This is a genomic window from Priestia sp. VA7 (assembly GCF_055710015.1).
Genome location: NZ_JBVQPN010000003.1, coordinates 933,057 through 951,689 on the forward strand (window position 1 = coordinate 933,057; position 18,633 = coordinate 951,689).

Annotated in this window: 19 protein-coding genes; 14 read left to right on the plus strand and 5 right to left on the minus strand. The window is 37.3% G+C overall.

The genetic code is table 11. The features are described from left to right. The first annotated feature begins 1 nt into the window (after nt 1). From AC0C45_RS17625 to AC0C45_RS17650, 6 genes are all read left to right on the plus strand, one after another. Entirely contained in the window at nt 2-487 is a 486-nt protein-coding gene (locus AC0C45_RS17625) for a hypothetical protein (RefSeq protein ID WP_013057211.1), read from the plus strand. A 219-nt stretch (nt 488-706) separates the two neighbouring features. After that, nucleotides 707-1,780 carry a branched-chain amino acid aminotransferase gene (locus AC0C45_RS17630; RefSeq protein WP_013083335.1) on the plus strand — a complete coding sequence of 358 codons (1,074 nt, stop codon included), beginning with the start codon at nt 707-709 and terminating at the stop codon, nt 1,778-1,780. A 224-nt stretch (nt 1,781-2,004) separates the two neighbouring features. Continuing rightward, entirely contained in the window at nt 2,005-2,232 is a 228-nt protein-coding gene (locus AC0C45_RS17635; protein ID WP_237892309.1) for a hypothetical protein, read from the plus strand. A gap of 137 nt (nt 2,233-2,369) precedes the next feature. Continuing rightward, nucleotides 2,370-2,651, plus strand: coding sequence for a hypothetical protein (locus tag AC0C45_RS17640; protein WP_034651696.1), 282 nt, complete (start codon nt 2,370-2,372; stop codon nt 2,649-2,651). A 105-nt stretch (nt 2,652-2,756) separates the two neighbouring features. Continuing rightward, nucleotides 2,757-2,918, plus strand: coding sequence for a hypothetical protein (locus AC0C45_RS17645; protein ID WP_233335212.1), 162 nt, complete (start codon nt 2,757-2,759; stop codon nt 2,916-2,918). Nucleotides 2,919-3,469: 551 nt separating this feature from the next. Then, nucleotides 3,470-4,396: a manganese-dependent inorganic pyrophosphatase gene (locus AC0C45_RS17650; RefSeq protein WP_013083332.1), complete on the plus strand. Its 927-nt coding sequence runs from the start codon at nt 3,470-3,472 to the stop codon at nt 4,394-4,396. 18 nt (nt 4,397-4,414) lie between these two features. On the opposite strand, the gene AC0C45_RS17655 is transcribed toward AC0C45_RS17650, so the two are convergent. Beyond that, complete coding sequence (locus AC0C45_RS17655) at nt 4,415-5,359, minus strand: alpha/beta hydrolase (protein ID WP_047932053.1); 945 nt, start codon at nt 5,357-5,359, stop codon at nt 4,415-4,417. Nucleotides 5,360-5,584: 225 nt separating this feature from the next. On the opposite strand from AC0C45_RS17655, the gene ilvD reads away from it, so the two are divergent. After that, entirely contained in the window at nt 5,585-7,261 is a 1,677-nt protein-coding gene (ilvD, locus tag AC0C45_RS17660) for a dihydroxy-acid dehydratase (RefSeq protein ID WP_047932054.1), read from the plus strand. Nucleotides 7,262-7,328: 67 nt separating this feature from the next. Here ilvD and AC0C45_RS17665 read toward each other — a convergent pair whose 3' ends face one another. Continuing rightward, nucleotides 7,329-7,757 carry a GNAT family N-acetyltransferase gene (locus tag AC0C45_RS17665; RefSeq protein WP_034651700.1) on the minus strand — a complete coding sequence of 143 codons (429 nt, stop codon included), beginning with the start codon at nt 7,755-7,757 and terminating at the stop codon, nt 7,329-7,331. 295 nt (nt 7,758-8,052) lie between these two features. Here AC0C45_RS17665 and AC0C45_RS17670 point away from each other — a divergent pair, with 295 nt between their 5' ends. After that, the gene (locus AC0C45_RS17670) at nt 8,053-8,841 is read left to right on the plus strand and encodes a DUF4240 domain-containing protein (protein ID WP_237892308.1); all 789 of its coding nucleotides are present in this window, start codon (nt 8,053-8,055) and stop codon (nt 8,839-8,841) included. 46 nt (nt 8,842-8,887) lie between these two features. Here the strand turns inward: AC0C45_RS17670 and AC0C45_RS17675 are convergent, their stop codons facing one another. Continuing rightward, nucleotides 8,888-9,865, minus strand: a complete 978-nt coding sequence (locus AC0C45_RS17675; protein WP_047932056.1) for a DMT family transporter — start codon at nt 9,863-9,865, stop codon at nt 8,888-8,890. A gap of 100 nt (nt 9,866-9,965) precedes the next feature. Here AC0C45_RS17675 and AC0C45_RS17680 point away from each other — a divergent pair, with 100 nt between their 5' ends. Continuing rightward, nucleotides 9,966-10,523 carry a helix-turn-helix domain-containing protein gene (locus AC0C45_RS17680; RefSeq protein ID WP_016764277.1) on the plus strand — a complete coding sequence of 186 codons (558 nt, stop codon included), beginning with the start codon at nt 9,966-9,968 and terminating at the stop codon, nt 10,521-10,523. Nucleotides 10,524-10,567: 44 nt separating this feature from the next. On the opposite strand, the gene AC0C45_RS17685 is transcribed toward AC0C45_RS17680, so the two are convergent. Both AC0C45_RS17685 and AC0C45_RS17690 read right to left on the minus strand, forming a co-directional pair. Then, nucleotides 10,568-10,852, minus strand: a complete 285-nt coding sequence (locus tag AC0C45_RS17685) for a hypothetical protein (protein ID WP_013083325.1) — start codon at nt 10,850-10,852, stop codon at nt 10,568-10,570. Between the two features lie 96 nt (nt 10,853-10,948). Next, nucleotides 10,949-11,287 carry a hypothetical protein gene (locus AC0C45_RS17690; protein WP_013083324.1) on the minus strand — a complete coding sequence of 113 codons (339 nt, stop codon included), beginning with the start codon at nt 11,285-11,287 and terminating at the stop codon, nt 10,949-10,951. A 336-nt stretch (nt 11,288-11,623) separates the two neighbouring features. Here AC0C45_RS17690 and AC0C45_RS17695 point away from each other — a divergent pair, with 336 nt between their 5' ends. The 5 genes from AC0C45_RS17695 to AC0C45_RS17715 all read left to right on the plus strand — a co-directional run bounded on the left by AC0C45_RS17695 (nt 11,624) and on the right by AC0C45_RS17715 (nt 18,629). Beyond that, nucleotides 11,624-12,742, plus strand: coding sequence for a GAF domain-containing sensor histidine kinase (locus AC0C45_RS17695; protein ID WP_472928396.1), 1,119 nt, complete (start codon nt 11,624-11,626; stop codon nt 12,740-12,742). A 15-nt stretch (nt 12,743-12,757) separates the two neighbouring features. Beyond that, nucleotides 12,758-13,396, plus strand: a complete 639-nt coding sequence (locus AC0C45_RS17700) for a response regulator (protein WP_016764274.1) — start codon at nt 12,758-12,760, stop codon at nt 13,394-13,396. 137 nt (nt 13,397-13,533) lie between these two features. Beyond that, on the plus strand, nt 13,534-14,073 hold the full coding sequence (locus AC0C45_RS17705) for an NADPH-dependent FMN reductase (protein ID WP_280168481.1): 540 nt from the start codon (nt 13,534-13,536) through the stop codon (nt 14,071-14,073). Then, on the plus strand, nt 14,073-15,290 hold the full coding sequence (locus AC0C45_RS17710; RefSeq protein WP_280168480.1) for an MFS transporter: 1,218 nt from the start codon (nt 14,073-14,075) through the stop codon (nt 15,288-15,290). The genes AC0C45_RS17705 and AC0C45_RS17710 overlap by 1 nt, the downstream gene beginning before the upstream one ends. A 132-nt stretch (nt 15,291-15,422) precedes the next feature. Next, the gene (locus tag AC0C45_RS17715; RefSeq protein ID WP_237892307.1) at nt 15,423-18,629 is read left to right on the plus strand and encodes a DEAD/DEAH box helicase; all 3,207 of its coding nucleotides are present in this window, start codon (nt 15,423-15,425) and stop codon (nt 18,627-18,629) included. Nucleotides 18,630-18,633 lie beyond the last annotated feature (4 nt).

Sequence of the window (18,633 nt, forward strand, 5' to 3'; positions counted from 1 at the left end):
CATGAAGGATTGGGTACAGAGAAAGCTAAACGATGTAATTAGTGATGATGTGCAGGCAAAAATGAAAGAAAAGATGGCTGAAAGCGGGGTAACCGTTCCTATATCCGCTTCTATGCTCATGCGAATTTTTCAAAAGCAAATGACAAAGCAAGATCAAATTCAGCAATTTTCTATTTCATTTCAAGACTCCTATATTCACGTGAATGGAATTATTAAAAAATTTCTGGTGAGAATTCCATTTTCCATTGTGCTAGAACCTCTTGAGGCAAAAGAACGTACGCTTCTATTCAAAATCCATGAAATGAAACCTCTTAATCAAAATTGGATCAACTATCGAATTTTTCACAAGCCGCCTGTTACTACGTATGAAGAAAAACAAATTCATATCAATCTCAATGAAATTGATAAAGTGAAGGTCATTCCAGTGGGGAAAATCAAACAATTTTCAATACAAGATGAAAAGCTTCGAGTGAAAATTGGTTTATAAATAGTTGTAAATAAAATGTAGAAATAGTTTTTTTAGAAAGAAAACCTTTTCAATTCAGCACTTAATACTATTAGGTGCTATTTCTTTATAATTTTTATAAAATTTTTAGAATTTTTCGTCTCTAACTATTGTGACACGCTTCCCTAAAGTTGTACAATGTAACTTATATAGAGGTTTAAGCGAAAAACCCGTAAATATAAAGAGCAAGGAGAAACAGCTATGACAACTTATTCAATCGATGTAACACTAAGTCAAACAAAAAAAGAAAAGCCGCAATCTGATCAATTGCAATTCGGGAAAATCTTCACGGACCATATGTTCATTATGGATTATACAGAAAGCCAAGGATGGCACGATGCTCGTATTGTACCTTATCAACCTATCACATTAGATCCGGCATCCATGATCTTTCATTACGGGCAGTCTGTTTTTGAAGGACTAAAAGCATATGTAACAAAAAAAGAGCAAGTATTATTATTTAGACCAGATGAGAACTTCAAACGTTTAAATAAATCAAACGATCGTCTTTGTATTCCTCATGTTGATGAAGACTTAGCGCTAGAAGCGTTAAAACAGCTGATTAAAATTGACCGCGAATGGATTCCTACTGCTGAAGGTACATCACTATACATTCGCCCGTTTGTCATCGCAACAGAGCCTTACTTAGGAGTAGCGCCATCTGACCGCTATCAATTTATCATTATTCTTTCTCCAGTTGGTTCATATTATAAAGAAGGGATTGCCCCTGTAAAAATTGCGGTTGAAAGCGAATTTGTTCGTGCTGTAGCCGGAGGGACAGGGACGGCTAAAACAGGCGGAAACTATGCCTCAAGCTTAAAAGCTCAGCAGCTTTCTGACTCAAAAGGCTATTCACAAGTACTGTGGTTAGACGGAGTTGAACGCAAATACATTGAAGAAGTAGGAAGCATGAATATTTTCTTCAAAATCGATGGAGAAGTAGTAACGCCATCTGTGAACGGAAGCATTTTGGAAGGAATTACGCGTAAATCTATCATTGAGCTGCTAAAACACTGGGATATGCCTGTAACTGAGCGCCGTATTTCTATGGAAGAAATTAAGCAAGCTTATTCCGAAGGCAAACTAGAAGAGGCATTTGGAACAGGTACAGCTGCAGTTATTTCTCCAATTGGCGAACTATTTTGGAATAACGAGAAAATGGTTATCAACGATGGAAACACGGGAGAAGTATCACAAAAACTGTATGACACTCTAACAGGTATTCAAAATGGTACAGTGGAAGATCCATTCGGCTGGGCAGTGGAAGTAGAATAAATTTCGGTAATCGAATATCTTTTTACGTAAAAGAAGCGGGACAGCTCCCGCTTCTTTTTTTGTTTGTTACCAAATAGTCCAAAAGAAACAAGTTATTTTTTGAATATTTAGAACCACTTATATACTTTTATTGTAAAATAAAATATAATTATCCTTATAAAAGTAATACTTTGTCTTTATTGAAATTCACAGCATTATTTATTCGTTATAAGGGGGAGAACAAAATGCTTTTTTTATCACATGATGAAAAAATTAAACAGCTGGCTTCACACTTAGCTGAACGACTCGAAAGAAAATTAAGCCAAGAAACCTCAGATGAACAAATGCACGTGCTCATCGTCTATTTGTTTGCTTCTCATTTAATCGAGCACCGTCCTACGGGTTATTACGTAAGGTCTCAATACCCTGAGCAACTAAAAGATTTATATGAAACTTTACACGTCCCTCAATAAATTATCTCTTCCTCTTTTGTCCTATATCGTGTAGAATTTTAGAAAATATATGATTTTCTAGTTGATGGCAGAGCTAGGATATAGCGTGGTATGGCATTTACCTTTAAATGATTAAGTAATGGCTTTAGAGGTGAATAATGTTAGCGCAAATCAAAGAAATGAGTTTAGATAAAAATCGTCGTAATCCACATTACCGCGTGTTGTTGCAGTCTCCAGACGGGAGTGAACTATTCATTCACTTTAATTATACATACCGATCAAAAACATATTGGTCAAGAGATGTATATTACAACAATGTTCATAAAAAATCTCAGCTTGCATGGTATACCCAAAGCGTAGAGGAAATGACTGCTCAGCAGTTTCTTGAAGAGCTAGGAGCTATCGTAAATGAACATTTCAACTTTACACCGCGACGATAACCAAAAAAGCACCCCTTCATATAGGGTGCTTTTTTTGGTTGTTTTACATAAATAAGGACAGAGTAATGTATATTCTCTTTTTTTGAAATGAAAGGTGGAATGTTCATGGCGCAAATTGTAATGTGGTTGTTTTTTATTGGTCCTTGGCTATTGCTTTTTGCAGTTGATAAAGAGCGAGTAAAGCGGTATATGGCTGTATCACTATTCCGAGTGGTATTGTTAACGATGTTTTTCAAATTGCAGATCGCTTTAACTGGCGGGAAGTGAATAAAACTCTTTTTTTCTTTGTTAAGATGACGCCTTTTCCTTTTGGCATATTTATAATAGGCACACTTTTTATTTTTTATTTTACCTATCCTGGCTTTTGGATGTTTATGATTATCAATGCAGCTTTCGATTTATTTCAGGCATTTGTCATGAGTCCTATCTTTGAAAAGCTAGACATTTATACACTGAAGGAAATGAATCATTTTTTATTATTTGTACTAATAATGGTTATTGCTGTTCTACTTTTTCTTTATCAAAAGTGGCAAGATACTGCGTTTAAGTTATCTATCAAGTGATAGAGAGAGAGCTTGTGTTTTATCGCTAACTTTTATATAATGAGCTTATAAAACCCTCTATTTATATCGGAAATAGAGGTGTTTTTACTATGGAAAAGATACAAAATGGCAAAATATCTGCGGATGAACATCATTTTTCGCAAAAAAATTAAAATAATGTAAAAGTTTATGTTAAAATGGCAATGTTGCGTGAACGAATTAACTAACTTTACGCAAGAATGCTATTTACATACGTAAGAAGGAGAGAGATTTAAGATGGCAAAGACGTTAATTTTTGGACATAAAAATCCTGACACAGATACAATCTGTTCTGCAATTGCATACGCTGATTTAAAGAATAAATTAGGTGTAGAAGCTGAACCAGTTCGATTAGGCGATATTAACGGCGAAACGCAATTTGCTCTTGAAAAGTTCAACGCTGAACTACCACGTTTCGTTGATGAAGTATCTAAAGAAACAAATGAAGTTATTTTAGTGGACCACAACGAACGCCAGCAAAGTGCAAACGATATTGATCAAGTTCGTGTGCTTGAAGTAATTGATCATCACCGTATTGCTAACTTTGAAACAGCAGATCCTTTATACTATCGTGCAGAGCCAGTTGGATGTACGGCAACGATCTTAAACAAGATGTATAAAGAAAACGGCGTAGAAATCGAATCTAACATCGCAGGTCTTATGCTATCAGCTATCATTTCTGATTCTTTATTATTCAAATCACCAACTTGCACAGACCAAGACGTTGCAGCTGCTAAAGAATTAGCGGAAATTGCAGGCGTAGATGCAGAAGAATACGGATTAGCAATGCTAAAAGCTGGAGCTGACTTAGGCGATAAAACAGCTTCACAATTAATTTCATTAGATGCTAAAGAATTCAGCATGGGCACAAGCAAAGTTGAAATTGCACAGGTGAATGCAATTGACGTAAACGACGTTTTAGTGCGCAAAGTTGAATTGGAAGAAGCGATTACTAAAACAATCGAAGAAAAAGGATTACAATTATTCCTTTTAGTTGTTACAGATATTTTAAACAGCAACTCTACTGCATTAGCATTAGGTTCTGCTGCTTCAAAAGTAGAAGAAGCATACAACGTAACGCTTGAAAACAATACAGCTGTCTTAGAAGGCGTTGTATCACGTAAAAAACAAGTAGTACCTGTATTAACATCTGTATTTGCTTAATAAAAAAAAGGTTCGTGTTTAGACACGAACCTTTTTTTTGTCCATTTGCACGTCAAGCCAATTTAGTATATCTTCTATCACTTCATCTTTATTTAATTCATTAAGCAACTCATGACGGCACTGTGTAAAAAAGCGGTAGCTTACATCCTGCAATCCGGCTTTTTTTAAGTCGTTATATACTTTGAGTACACCTTTTGTATAGCTGCCTACTGGATCATGTTCTCCAGATATTAAATAAACAGGCAGGCTTGATGGGACTAGCTTTATATTAGCTAAGTTAGAGATTTGTTTGATTCCTGTTAATAAGTCATAGAAAAATCCCGCTGTGAAAACTCCTCCGCAATAAGGGTCATTTACATATAAATCTACAGCTTCATTATCTTGACTTAACCAATCAAAAGGTGTCCGAGCAGGATGAAATGATTTATTGTATTGTCCAAAAGAGAGCTTATCAAGCAAAGGGCTAGGAGATCGTAACCCTTTTCTCTTTATCTCTATTTGCGCAGCTAATATGCCGCCCTGCAGTGAAAGGGAAGGAATGCTGCCAGTACCTGAGAGTATCACACCATGAATGTGCTCTGTATTCAATTGAATATATCTTCTCGTTAGAAAAGACCCCATGCTGTGACCGAAAAGAAAGATTGGTAAGCCGGAGTGTTCCGTTGAAATGTGCTTAGTCAGAGCAATCACGTCGTAGACTACTGTATCAAAACCATTTTCTTCAGCAAAAAAACGCTTGTCTTCATCTTTTAAAGCTGTTTGACCGTGACCTCGGTGATCATTTCCATATACGATGTAGCCATGTTGAGTTAATACATTAGCAAAGTATTCGTAGCGTCCAATATGTTCGGCCATCCCATGGGCTATTTGGACAACGCCTTTTGCAGAATTGTTTTCAAGATCCCATTTTTGTGCGAATATTTCTTTTTCCTGATGACCTCTGTAGTAAAAGGATTGTTTCATGCTCAGCACCCACCTTCTGCTTTCCTGTAAAATAAGGGATATATGTATATATTATACTAATTTATGCAGGTGATTTTACTATTTTAAAATAAAAAATGATTATTTTGTCATAAACCTTTACAAACCTTTGTGTGATTTGTTAAATTAGTATTTATATTAAAAATTATTAAATAATTTAAAAAGATTTAGTTTTTAATAGGTTAGATGAATACGGAGGGAATTATTGTGGCAGAATTAAGAAGTAACATGATCAAAAAAGGATTCGACAGAGCACCGCACCGCAGCCTACTGCGTGCAGCTGGTGTAAAAGAAGAGGATTTCGGCAAACCGTTTATTGCGGTTGTCAATTCATATATTGATATTGTACCAGGTCATGTTCACTTACAAGAGTTTGGTAAAATCGTAAAAGATGCGATTCGCGAAGCTGGTGGCGTACCTTTTGAAATGAACACTATCGGTGTAGATGACGGTATTGCGATGGGACATATCGGTATGCGTTATTCATTACCAAGTCGTGAAATCATTGCTGACTCAGTTGAAACGGTAGTATCTGCTCACTGGTTTGATGGAATGGTATGTATTCCAAACTGTGATAAAATCACGCCTGGGATGTTAATGGCTTCATTACGTCTGAATATTCCGACAGTTTTTGTTAGCGGCGGACCAATGAAGGCTGGCGTAACGAGCGACGGTCGTAAGATTTCTCTTTCTTCAGTATTTGAAGGCGTAGGAGCTCATCAAGCTGGTAAACTTGATGATAAAGGATTACTTGAATTAGAACAATTTGGCTGTCCGACATGCGGATCTTGTTCAGGAATGTTTACAGCGAACTCAATGAACTGCTTAGCTGAAGCGTTAGGACTTGCTTTACCTGGAAATGGTACAATCTTAGCAGTTGCTCCTGAACGTAGAGAATTTGTTAAAAAATCAGCTAAACAGCTTATGGAATTAATTAAATTAGATTTAAAACCACGTGATATCGTAACAGAAAAAGCAATCGATAACGCATTTGCTTTAGACATGGCGTTAGGTGGTTCTACAAATACAGTTCTTCATACGCTAGCTCTTGCGAATGAAGCTGAAATTGATTATCCGTTAGAGCGTATTAATGAAGTAGCGGAACGCGTGCCTCACCTGGCAAAACTCGCTCCGGCTTCGGATGTATTTATTGAGGACTTACATGAAGCAGGAGGCGTATCGGCTGCTTTAAACGAGCTATCTAAAAAAGAAGGAGCTCTTCATTTAGATACGATGACGGTTACTGGAAAAACGCTAGGAGAAAACATTGCCGGATGCGATGTAAAAGACTATAACGTTATCCATCCAATCGATAAGCCGTTCACCGAAAAAGGCGGACTTGCTGTATTGTTTGGTAACTTAGCTCCAGACGGCGCAATCATTAAAACAGGCGGTGTTCAAGACGGCATTACTCGCCACGAAGGACCAGCAATTGTATTTGAGTCTCAAGACGAGGCGCTGCACGGTATTGCTAACGGAAAAGTAAAAGAAGGACATGTTGTAGTCATCCGCTATGAAGGACCAAAAGGCGGACCGGGAATGCCTGAAATGCTAGCTCCAACTTCTCAAATTATGGGAATGGGACTAGGCGCAAAAGTAGCGCTATTAACGGACGGACGCTTCTCTGGGGCTTCCCGTGGATTATCAATTGGCCACGCGTCTCCAGAAGCTGCTGAAGGCGGACCGCTAGCATTTGTAGAAGATGGCGACCACATCGTGATTGACATTGAGGATCGTTCGATGAACGTTCAAGTTTCTCCAGATGTTTGGGAAGAACGAAAAGCAAACTGGAAAGGCTTTGAGCCGAAAGTGAAAAAAGGCTATCTTGCAAGATATTCTAAACTTGTAACTTCTGCTAGCACAGGTGGAATTATGAAAATCTAATAGCACAAAAAAGGCTCTCTGCTGAGAGCCTTTTTCTTTATTAAAGTAACTGTGCAAAGAAGCATTTTTAACAAGAAAATTCTTTTTTCATGATAACGTGTGGGATACCGTCTTCCATAAAGACATCTGAAACCGTCTTATAGCCTAATTTATGATAAAAAGGTTCAGCCTGAACTTGACCGTGAAGCTTAGCTTGAGTTAATCCTTCTTTTTTCGCTGCTTCTTCTAAGCTGGCCACCACTTCTTTTCCGAGCCCGTATTTTCTAAATTCCTTTAATACGCATATCCGCTCTATTTTGGCGTAATCGTCTACTATGCGGAATCTACCAGAAGCTGCCGGTTCATTGTTATAGTAAATCAACATATGTTTTGCCGTTTTCTCATGTTCATCAAATTCATCTTTTAATGGCACGCCTTGTTCTTCAACAAACACTGTTTTACGTATATGAAATACTTCTTCAAGCTGCTCTTTTGTTGTAATTTGCTTAATTTTCATCGAAAATCCTTCCTTTGCTGCGAATTTATGATTCTTTTTTGTATAATAAAGATATCTGATATAAAAGAGTATAAAGGAAAAACAAAATGTTGTAAATGCAACAAAAAAACAACTAATGAACATATTACACAAATTTGTGTTCATTGCTCAATATTTAAACGACCTCAGCAATAGTAAAATCAACTGAAACATGTTAAAAAGCAAAGAAAAGGGATTATGAAGCGCCATGGCTCTACATAACTTGTAAAAAGAGAAATATTCACAATAGTAGTAGGATGAAAAAGGGGAATGTATCATGCAAATAACCTTAGTGTATAAAGATAAGCAATCGAATAAATTTTGGAAAGTTGAAAGAAGAGACAGCAAGTTAATCATTCACTTTGGAAAAGTTGATACAGCCGGTCGCATGCAAATAAAAGAGTTTGCTTCCGCAGAAGCTTGTGAAGTGGAAGCTGAAAAGCTGATTCGTGCAAAATTGAAGAAAGGGTATAAGCCTTTAACTTGTTCAATGCAAGTAATGAAAGACAGTACGATGTCAGAGACCCTCTTTTGGGAACTGATAAAAAAGGCGAAGACAAAATTAGATGTCGACGAGCAAATGGAATGGCTCCGCTCCACGCTAGCGAAGCGTTCTGAAAAGGACATTTTTCGCTTTGATCAGCTATTAAATCAGCATTTTGATCAATCCTATACTTCTTCATTGTGGGCAGCAGCTTATATTGTAATGGGCGGTTGTTCAGATGATTGTTTTGATTATTTTAGAGCGTGGCTTTTATATCAGGGAAAAGACATATATTATAAAGCGATTGAATCTCCTGAGACGATGATTTCTGTACTTAAACCACTAGAAGCAGAAGGCTATGCTCCTCAATTAGAAGAATTACTTTCTGTAGCATGTGAAGCTTACGAAGAAAAGACAGGTTTAGATAACGACTATTATTATGATAAATATGACCAGTTTGATCCAGTGTGGTACGATGAGCAAGATTTGGATCTTGATTGGGATGAAGATGATGAGGATGGTTTACAGATGCGATTCCCTGTGCTTTGGAGCCGCTATTGGAACAATCATCTCGAATATTAAAAAGAGGAGATGAAAACCTTTAAACAGATTTTCATCTCCTCTTTTTTTATTTTGATAGAGTACGTGACGGGGCAGCCGAAGACAGTTTTGTTTTTTTGTTTAGCATACTGTTCATAATCATTCCAATTACGATTATCGTCATACCAGCTAACGCAATCCCTGTTGGCATACGGCCATTTAATAAAAACACTTCGCCAAGCACGGTAAAAATCATGCTGCCTGATTGAGTTGCTTCAACCGCTCCAAGCAAACCTAAATTTTCTTTTGCCAAGTCTGTTGCGTAAAAGAACGTCATCGTAGCAATTACACCTGAACTCATTGCTAAGATAAAGGCTTGAGAAAATTGAGGAGCTGTTGGCATACCAGTTGTATAAAATCCATATATCGCATAGATGATACTTAGCGGTATACTGCCGATAGCCATACCTAAAACACGTTGAAATGTATCTAATTTCCCTTTGCAAACTTCCATCATTTTTCGATTTCCAAGCGGATATAAAAAAGCAGCCATGACGACAGGGAGAAAACCCAACACAAACTGCGAAAGCGTGATGTTTTCAGCTTCTTTAACTTGCATGAGAATCACACCCGCTAAAATAAACGTTGAAATACCAAGCGTTTTGAGTGGAATGCTTCCTCTTACTTTTTTGTTTCCGTCTGCAGTTTGAATAGTTACATAGAAAAGGGGAGAAATGAGCGCACCTGCCAAGATCGTTACTTGCCACGTTCCAGCTATGAGCCATGACGGTCCAAAAAGCGAAGAAAAACTTAATAATGAATAAAATCCAATTCCTGCAAGAGTTCCCCAACCTAACCAAGCGAAAGGATGTTTTTTCATTTCCATCCATAATGGTGTAAACTTCTTTTGTACAAGTACTAAAATGAGTAAAATAGGTAGTGCTAATAAAAAACGAAGAGATGCTGTCCAAGCCCAGCTTGTTCCAGATACATTCATGGCACGATTCACAATAAATGTAGCAGAAAAGAACATGGACGAGAGAAGCCCCCATAAAATTGCTTTCATACTTTTTCCTCCTAATTAATAAAAATACCTAAATATATATTATAGTATACTTAGATATAAAAAAAGTGTACCATAATATACAAAAGAAAGGAAGGTAAAAATGCATTCAGAAGAAATGATGAAAAAGGTAGGCAACGAGCTTAGAAAAATAAGAACACAGCGAGAATTCACACTCGATGAATTAGCAGATAGGACGGGAGTCAGCAAACTCACGTTAGGGAAAATTGAAAGAGGGGAGACTAATCCAACCCTAGGAGTAATGTGGAAAATAACAACAGGTTTAAATATCCCTTTAACTAAATTAGTGTCAGTACAACCTTCAGTGGCTGTATCTAAGTGCGGAGAAGGTTTTTCTCTCAAAGGACCGGACGAAGCGTGGAAAGTAGAATTTATTTTTCAAAATCAAATAGATTCAACTATTGAAATGTACCGAGCCTTTCTTTCTCCTCTCGCTACATACTGTCCTGAACCTCATCATAAAGGGTTAATTGAAGTAGCCACGGTAATGGAAGGAAGAATCGAAATGAAAATAGAAGAAGAGCTATACGAGCTAAAACAATTTGACTCTATAAAATTTGAAGGAAGTCATGTACACTCATACAAAAATCTTGAAGAACGTCCAGCTGTTCTGCATTTACTGCTAAAATATGAGGAGTAAAACAGCAGAGCCGCAGTAAAACGAACCATAAAAAATGATTCGTTTTACTGCGGCTCTAATAGCTGTTTATTCATCAGCTTGTTTTGATAGCTAATATATTTTTTTACTCTAATGATAATTAATGAATATTCTTCAATCAAACGGTGGATAGATTGAACCATACACTCTGGATAATGATGTTTTTTCTGTAAATACAATTTATACTTCCGAATTTGCCTTTCGAAATATAAAATAACTTGTTCAGGTGTTTTTACCAGTAACGATTGCATATATTCATTTACTTGCGTTTCAAGAAACGAATAACGATTCGTGATAAAAAATGTCTTCATCTTATTTTCCTCCCTATAGGTTAGTGGTACAAAAAAGAAACCCTTGTGCTAGGATTTCTTTTTTTGCTTTTTATTTGAATCAGCTGTGCGCAACTTTTAGGCACTGATACTTGAAATCGAAGACTCTCTATATTTTTTTATTTTGCATTTTATATATGTAGGCGTTTCGCTGAAAAGATTTGCTACGTGTGTAATAGCTCCATAATAGGTTTTAGCATCCATCATTTCTTTATTCACAATATAGTCATACAGGGATGATTCAATATCATCAACGAAAGCTAAAATGTGACGCTTTTCGAATAGGAGTTGATAAAGTTCATTAATTAAGTAGGGGCTTTGATCAAATTTGTCTTGAAGCTGCTCTACTCGGTACTTTGTCATAGGCACTTCACACAAGATAATGTATCGTAACTCTTCTAAAAATAATTTATTCATCTTTCTCACATCCCTATTCTGTTAATAATTATATAATAGCACTATGCCTTCATATTTGGAAGCGTTTTCAACATATTAATTTTAATATTTTTCTCTTCTCATTTCCTTTCGTTTTTTCTTTTCTTACGTGAATTATCTGTATTATAGTTCGTTTTACGTAAAGACTCTAGCTAATTGTTAAACTACCTGACATACTTTTTGAATTTTTTATTATTGATGTCAAAAACTCTTACATACCTAAGCGAAAACACCTTAAAAATAACGGTCTATTAGCCGGAATCGTCTTTAATTGTGATAAAATAAAAAATGGAAAATACATCATATAGGAGAGAGGCTATGGAAAAAGATCATATTTCAGAGCTTAAGATTTTAAAAGACATTGCCGAGATTTTAAATGAAGGCACTAATTTACATACAATGCTTCACGATGCTCTTTTAAAACTGCTGCAAATAACAGATTTACAAACAGGATGGATCTTTTTTATTGATGAAAATGGAAAACATGAGATGATTGCCGCTCAGCATTTGCCGTCAGCTTTATTAAATAAAACCGCTCAGCCTATGTGTAACGGAAGCTGCTGGTGTGTTGATCGGTATATGGATGGCCGGCTTCAAAAAGCATCTAATATTATGGAGTGCAAAAGACTTGAAGATTCCGTCATTTATGAGTGGGGAGATACACACGACATTACCCATCACGCAACGGTTCCTTTACAAGCAGGGGATGAACGCTTTGGATTATTAAATGTAGCTGCCCCTCATAAAATTCATTTTGAACAGCGAGAGCTTGATTTATTAGGATCCGTCGCTCTTCAAATTGGCACGGCTATCAAGCGGATTAAGCTGACTCAATCTCAGCAGGAAGTAAAACTTATTGAAGAAAGAAACAGGCTGGCAAAAGACCTTCACGATTCTGTTAATCAGCTGTTGTTTTCAATTAATGTCACAGCCAAAGCCGGAAGCAGCCTAGCGAAAGATGTGCAGTTAAAAGAGACTTTTTCCTTAATCCAAGAAACTGCTCAGCATGCTCAAGTGGAAATGAAAGCTTTAATTTGGCAGCTTCGTCCTCAAGGATTAGAAAACGGCATTGTCAGTGCGTTAAAAAGCTATGGTCAAATGCTAGGGCTTAACATAGAAGAACAAATTAAAGGAGTGTCCGTTTTGCCTGCTGTGATTGAAGAGACACTGTGGAGAGTCGGACAAGAAGCTTTTAATAATTGCCGAAAGCATGCGGGTACGGCAGAGGTACATTTAAACGTAAATATAAGCAAAGAACAGGTAATTATGAAAATTCAAGATAGCGGCAATGGATTTATATATAGCCCTTCAGCAGAGTTGCCGACGCTTGGGTTAAAAACCATGCAGGAGCGAATAAACAGATTAAATGGGAATCTATCTGTTACAAGCAGTATAGGAAACGGAACGGTTGTGGAAGTATCTATTCCTCTTTCATAACGGAAAGGAGCGCACATGAAAATAAAGATTTTAATCGCAGATGATCACCATGTCGTCCGAAAAGGACTTGTCTTTTTCTTACAAACGCAGCCTGATTTAGAAGTTGTAGGAGAAGCTTCTAACGGAGAGGAAGCTTTAAAGCTAGCGACATCTCTAGAGCCTCATATTGTGTTAATGGATTTATCAATGCCGGTTCTAGATGGAATCGAAGCAACAAAAGAACTAAAAAAACAAGCGCCGCATATACAAGTCATGATTCTAACAAGCTTTTCAGATCAAGATCACGTGATACCGGCATTAGAAGCAGGAGCTTCAGGCTATCAGCTAAAAGAAAGCGATCCAGATGAACTTGTAGCCGCAATTCGAAAGCTAATGAACGGAGAAAATCAGCTTCATCCCAAAGTCACTACGCACTTGCTAACACGGTTAACCAAAAGCAGCGAAAAGAAAGTCAATTTTATTGACCACTTAACGAAACGAGAAAAAGACGTATTAAAAGAAATTGCAAAAGGTAAAAGCAACAAAGAAATTGGGGCTTCCTTACATATTACAGAAAAAACAGTAAAAACACATGTGTCTAATATTTTATCGAAGCTCGGTGTTCAAGACCGCACGCAAGCTGCTCTATATGCTGTGCAGCACGGCATTTCCTAACCTACGACTTTAGTCGTAGGTTTTTCTCTGTGCTTCTCCGTCTATATTGGTAGCTTTCTTTCTACCAATAGCATGACGAAAAAAAGTTCAATCATCCCTATACTATATATAATCAAACGACAGAGGAGTAGATAAGCATGAACATACTTATTATCAACGGAAGTCCCAGAGAAACAGGCCGAACAACACAAGTGACGAGAGAGATTCACAAAAGCTATCAAAGTTCTTTTTTAGATTTAAGCCAATTATCACTTCCTATCTTCACAGGTGAACCTCATCAGTATGAAACAGAAGAAGTACAAGAGCTGATTAAAAAAATAGAAAAAGGGGATGGTATTTTACTTGCGACGCCCGAGTACCACGGAGCTATGAGCGGAGCGTTAAAAAACGCGTTTGACTTCTTAAACAGTGCGTATTTTGTGCATAAGCCCGTAGCACTTTTAGCAGTATCAGGAGGAGGAAAAGGAGGCATTAATGCTTTAAATAACCTTAGAACCGTTACACGCGCCTTGTGTGCGAATGTTCTATCTAAGCAGTTGGTATTAGACCCTGCAGACATCCTGGAAAAAGGGACTTTACGAAAAAACGCAGCTGACGGAATTCATGAATTAGTTAATGAGCTGACTATGTATACACAAGTGTCTAAGCAAATTTTAGAAGCTAAGCAAAATGTTTGATGAAGGCGCTTTATAAGGACCGTCGCTTTCAAGCCGTAGTAGCTGCGAATGTTTTATCTTCTATTGGTTCCGGTATTACGATGCTTGCCATTCCTTTACTGTTAGTTGCATCTCCAGATGGAAATAAACTATTTGGCGTGATTATGCTGATGATGACGGTGATTAGCTTTGTGGCTACTCCGTATATAGGTGTTCTTATTGATCGAATGTCACGAAAGAAAATGTTGTTAACCGTAGAATTGATAGGTTTTATCACGGTCATGCTATTTGTGATCGTTGGTTTTATGACAGACTATTCAACCATTCACTACATCATTTTGTACGGAACCGGAAACCTTTACTACACGTTTTTTTATCCAACGATTTTTGCATTAAATCAAGAAGTTTTTTCAAAAGATGCGTTTCAATCATTAAACAGTATTATGGAAATACAAGGCCAGCTATCGAGTATGCTTGCAGGCGCTCTGGCCAGTCTAGTCATTACTTGTTGGTCACTTCAATGGATTTTAATAGTCGATGCAGCTACGTATATAGCTGCATTCCTTTTTCTATTGAGTATTCCATATAAACAAAGCAGGGAACGAAGCGATAAAAAACACACTGCGATGAAAGAGGGATTAGCATTTATAAAAGAAAATCGCTCGGTATCTATTTTTTTACTGCTTTCTTTTATGCCTTTCGTTGCTGTAATGATGACGAACTATTTGTTTCCTATTTATCTGACTCAAGAATTAAACGCAAGTCCAGCAGCATATGGGATTGAGAGTGCCGTATATGGTTTCGGAGCATTAACCGCAGGGATATTCATCGTATCTATTATGAAAAGAACAGGCACTGAGCTAGCCATTATGCTTAATATAAGCCTCTTTGCACTCGGAATATCTATCATCTTCTTTATGAAGCTTCTGCCCATTTACTTTTCTATTGTATTTTTCCTTGCTTTTGCAAATGCAGGTACAAGAGTAGCTCGAAATACGTTTATGATGCAGAAAATACCGAATACTATCGTGGGAAGAGTGGACAGCTGTTTTCGCTTTATTACGTTAGGAATTCGTATTTTATTGATTTTCTTCTTTACGTACGTTACGACTAATGATCATATAGGACTTGCTTTTTCAGGACTTAGCCTGCTTTTATTATCATCCGCCGGAGCAGGCTGGATACTCTACAAAAGAAAACAGCGAAAACAGTCTGCACTGCTTAAGAGTGTTTTATAATGTCTGTTGCATGTTATAATAGAGGAATTGACAAATAATGTTCAACGTTTATGACGTTGGACATTATTTGTTCTGAATAGAAATTAAACAGCAACAGCATTGACTGTTATGCGATTGGAAGATTGTGAAGCGATGATAAATAAAACATTAAACAAAGAACAATTAAAAGATTCGTACTCAAGCAGAACGTACTATAGAGGACACACGTATTACAAGCAGGGGCGTGTGCTTGATTTGGAATACAACGAACAGACCACTACGTGGACAGCATCCGTTCGAGGTGCGGAAATGTATACCGTAATGGTTGAACAAAAAGGAAATTCTTTTTATTCATTCTGCGATTGTCCTGCTTATCACGAGTTTTCAGAATGCAAACACGAAGTAGCTGTTTTATTAACCATTTGCGATGAGCGCGCAAAGCCGCAGCCAATCAAAACAAAGCCTTTTCGCCAAAGCAAAGAATACGAAAATGTAAATCATTTTATCGACTTATTTTCGAGCTATCAGCAAACCATAAGCGACCATAAGAAATATGCAGATAAAGATCCGTTGAAAGTAGAATTTATTTGTAAGTCTTACTCAGAAGAATTTTTACGTTCAGAAGGAATGTACGTAGCGCTTGAAATGAAAGTGGGCGTCGACCGGACGTATGTAGTAAAAAACATTCAAGAATTTTTAACAGACGCTAAAGAATTCCAAACTCACGAATTTACCAAGCGCTTCGAATATGACCCGGCGGAACATTTTTTTATAGAAGAAGATAAGAAAATCATTGAGCTGCTGATGGATATTATGACAAATGAATCATTTTATAAACATTCTTATTCTATGTATCGTTCGTCTGCAAATAACAGAGAACTAATCATTCCCTCCATCATAGCCAAAGAGTTATTTCAATTGCTCAAAGATCGGAACTTTACATTTATTCATGACGGGCACTCATATGAAAATATTATCTTTGCTGAAAGCTCAGCTCCTTTTTCGTTTCAGTTAAATAAGCACCCGGCAGCTGGATTTGAACTCGACTTTACGGAGCTTCATCAAGCTTCGTTTTTTGATCGATACGGGTGGCTATTTTTAAAGGGGACGTTTTATGAGCTATCTCAAGATCAGCGTATGCTTCTTGAAGGGCTTCGAAAAACGGCGCCTTTGAAGCCAGTCGTACCTATAGCAGAAGAGCAGATGGGAAATTTTTTATCTCACGTCGTTCCAGGACTAAAAAAAGTGGGGAAAGTGGATATCGCAAAAGAAGTATCCCATCAGATTATTGCACCTGAACTAAAAGCAAAAGTATTTATTGACCAGGAAGATGAACAGCTGTTTGTGACGCTTCGGTACCATTATGGAGAGATTTCAATTAATCCATTTTCACCTCAACCTGAAAAGTACGATAAAATCTTAATACGAGATTTAGAAAAAGAAGACCGCGTGATGGATTTAATTGAAACAGCTCCTTTAAACATTTATAAAAACCAGCTGTATTTAAATCAAGATGAATCATCTTTATATGATTTTTTGTTTCATATTGTTCCAAAGCTTGATGAAATAGCGGATGTGTATATTACGGATGAGATGAAAGATTATGCTTATACGGATTTTTCTGCGCCAGTAACAACGGTTGACATCAAAAACAGCAATGGATTATTAGAAATTAATTTTGATTTAGGAGGCATTAATCATCAGACCGTTCAAGATGTTTTAAAATCTGTTTTAGAAAAGAAAAGCTATCATCGTCTAGATAACGGTGCGTTTATTCCTCTTGAAAACGAAGGCTTTGAGCATATTCAAAATCTGTTTCGTGAGCTGAACGTAACCGAGAAAGACTTAAAGGATAACTCATTGCAAGTACCTTTATACAGAGGAATGCAAGTGGAAGAGATTATGAGTGCGGGTGATAAATCAGCGGCTAAGTTCGGCTCAGCATTTAAAAGGTTACTTACACAGCTCAAATCTCCAGAGGAAATGGATTGGGAAGTACCGGAATCCTTGCAGGCATCATTGCGTGATTATCAGTACAATGGGTTTAAGTGGTTTAAATCTCTGGCTCACTACTCTTTAGGAGGCGTTCTGGCTGATGATATGGGGCTTGGAAAAACGCTTCAAAGCATTGCCTATATCCTATCTGAAAAAGAGCTTGATGAAGATAGCAGTGCCTTTTTAATTGTTGTGCCGGCTTCCTTGATTTATAACTGGCGCAACGAATTGGAGAAATTTGCACCGAATTTAACGGTTCAAACCATTACAGGAACGCCGAGCGAGCGTGAGGAGAAGCTAAAACGCACAGCTGACGTATGGATTACATCTTACCCAACACTGCGTCAAGATATCGATTTGTATCAGCATCTTCATTTTCATGCTTTAATTCTAGATGAGGCTCAAAGTATTAAAAATCATACAACGAAAACGGCAGTAGCTGTTAGGACTATTTCAGCTGAAAAACGTTTTGCGCTGAGCGGTACGCCTATTGAAAACTCACTTGATGAGCTTTGGTCAATTTTCCAGACCATTCTTCCGGGTTTATTTCCAGGGCTTCGCAAGTTTAAGAACATGTCATCGGAGCAGGTCAGTCGAATTGTAAGACCATTTTTACTGCGACGAGTAAAAAAGGATGTATTAAAAGAACTGCCTGATAAAATTGAAACAACTCATTTATCTGAGCTCACTAAAGAACAAAAAGAGTTATATGTAGGCTATTTAGAACAATTAAAATCATCTTTAGCCGGTGAAGATTTTAATAAAAACCGAATGAAGATCTTGGCGGGATTAACAAGACTGCGCCAGATTTGCTGTCATCCATCCCTATTCGTTGAAAATTACGAAGGGTATTCAAGCAAATTAGAGCAGCTGCTTGAGATTACAAGAAATGCGGTTGCCAACGGAAAACGTTTGTTAATCTTTTCTCAGTTTACAAGCATGCTTCACATTATTCGAGAAGAGCTTCACAAAGAAAACCTTTCGTACTTTTACTTAGACGGTCAAACGCCATCAAAAGAACGAGTGGAAATGGCGGATCGATTTAATAATGGAGAACAAGACATTTTCTTAATCTCGTTAAAAGCCGGAGGCACGGGCTTAAATTTAACGGGAGCAGATACAGTTATTTTATATGACTTATGGTGGAACCCAGCGATTGAAGAACAAGCGGCAGGCCGTGCACACCGCATTGGGCAAAAAAATGTTGTGCAGGTCATCAAGCTTATTTCTCAAGGGACTATCGAAGAAAAAATTTACGGCTTGCAGCAAAAGAAAAAAGAACTCATCGAACAGGTTATTCAGCCGGGAGAAACAATGCTTTCTAGTTTGACAGAAGAAGAACTTCGAGAACTGCTTAGTATGTAGCAAA

Coding starts and splice junctions, on each gene's coding strand:
- AC0C45_RS17625 (WP_013057211.1), top strand. CDS start 2: ATGAAGGATTGGGTACAGAGAAAGCTAAACGATGTAATTAGTGATGAT.
- AC0C45_RS17630 (WP_013083335.1), top strand. CDS start 707: ATGACAACTTATTCAATCGATGTAACACTAAGTCAAACAAAAAAAGAA.
- AC0C45_RS17635 (WP_237892309.1), top strand. CDS start 2,005: ATGCTTTTTTTATCACATGATGAAAAAATTAAACAGCTGGCTTCACAC.
- AC0C45_RS17640 (WP_034651696.1), top strand. CDS start 2,370: ATGTTAGCGCAAATCAAAGAAATGAGTTTAGATAAAAATCGTCGTAAT.
- AC0C45_RS17645 (WP_233335212.1), top strand. CDS start 2,757: ATGGCGCAAATTGTAATGTGGTTGTTTTTTATTGGTCCTTGGCTATTG.
- AC0C45_RS17650 (WP_013083332.1), top strand. CDS start 3,470: ATGGCAAAGACGTTAATTTTTGGACATAAAAATCCTGACACAGATACA.
- AC0C45_RS17655 (WP_047932053.1), bottom strand. CDS start 5,359: ATGAAACAATCCTTTTACTACAGAGGTCATCAGGAAAAAGAAATATTC.
- AC0C45_RS17665 (WP_034651700.1), bottom strand. CDS start 7,757: ATGAAAATTAAGCAAATTACAACAAAAGAGCAGCTTGAAGAAGTATTT.
- AC0C45_RS17670 (WP_237892308.1), top strand. CDS start 8,053: ATGCAAATAACCTTAGTGTATAAAGATAAGCAATCGAATAAATTTTGG.
- AC0C45_RS17675 (WP_047932056.1), bottom strand. CDS start 9,865: ATGAAAGCAATTTTATGGGGGCTTCTCTCGTCCATGTTCTTTTCTGCT.
- AC0C45_RS17680 (WP_016764277.1), top strand. CDS start 9,966: ATGCATTCAGAAGAAATGATGAAAAAGGTAGGCAACGAGCTTAGAAAA.
- AC0C45_RS17685 (WP_013083325.1), bottom strand. CDS start 10,852: ATGAAGACATTTTTTATCACGAATCGTTATTCGTTTCTTGAAACGCAA.
- AC0C45_RS17690 (WP_013083324.1), bottom strand. CDS start 11,287: ATGAATAAATTATTTTTAGAAGAGTTACGATACATTATCTTGTGTGAA.
- AC0C45_RS17695 (WP_472928396.1), top strand. CDS start 11,624: ATGGAAAAAGATCATATTTCAGAGCTTAAGATTTTAAAAGACATTGCC.
- AC0C45_RS17700 (WP_016764274.1), top strand. CDS start 12,758: ATGAAAATAAAGATTTTAATCGCAGATGATCACCATGTCGTCCGAAAA.
- AC0C45_RS17705 (WP_280168481.1), top strand. CDS start 13,534: ATGAACATACTTATTATCAACGGAAGTCCCAGAGAAACAGGCCGAACA.
- AC0C45_RS17710 (WP_280168480.1), top strand. CDS start 14,073: ATGAAGGCGCTTTATAAGGACCGTCGCTTTCAAGCCGTAGTAGCTGCG.
- AC0C45_RS17715 (WP_237892307.1), top strand. CDS start 15,423: ATGATAAATAAAACATTAAACAAAGAACAATTAAAAGATTCGTACTCA.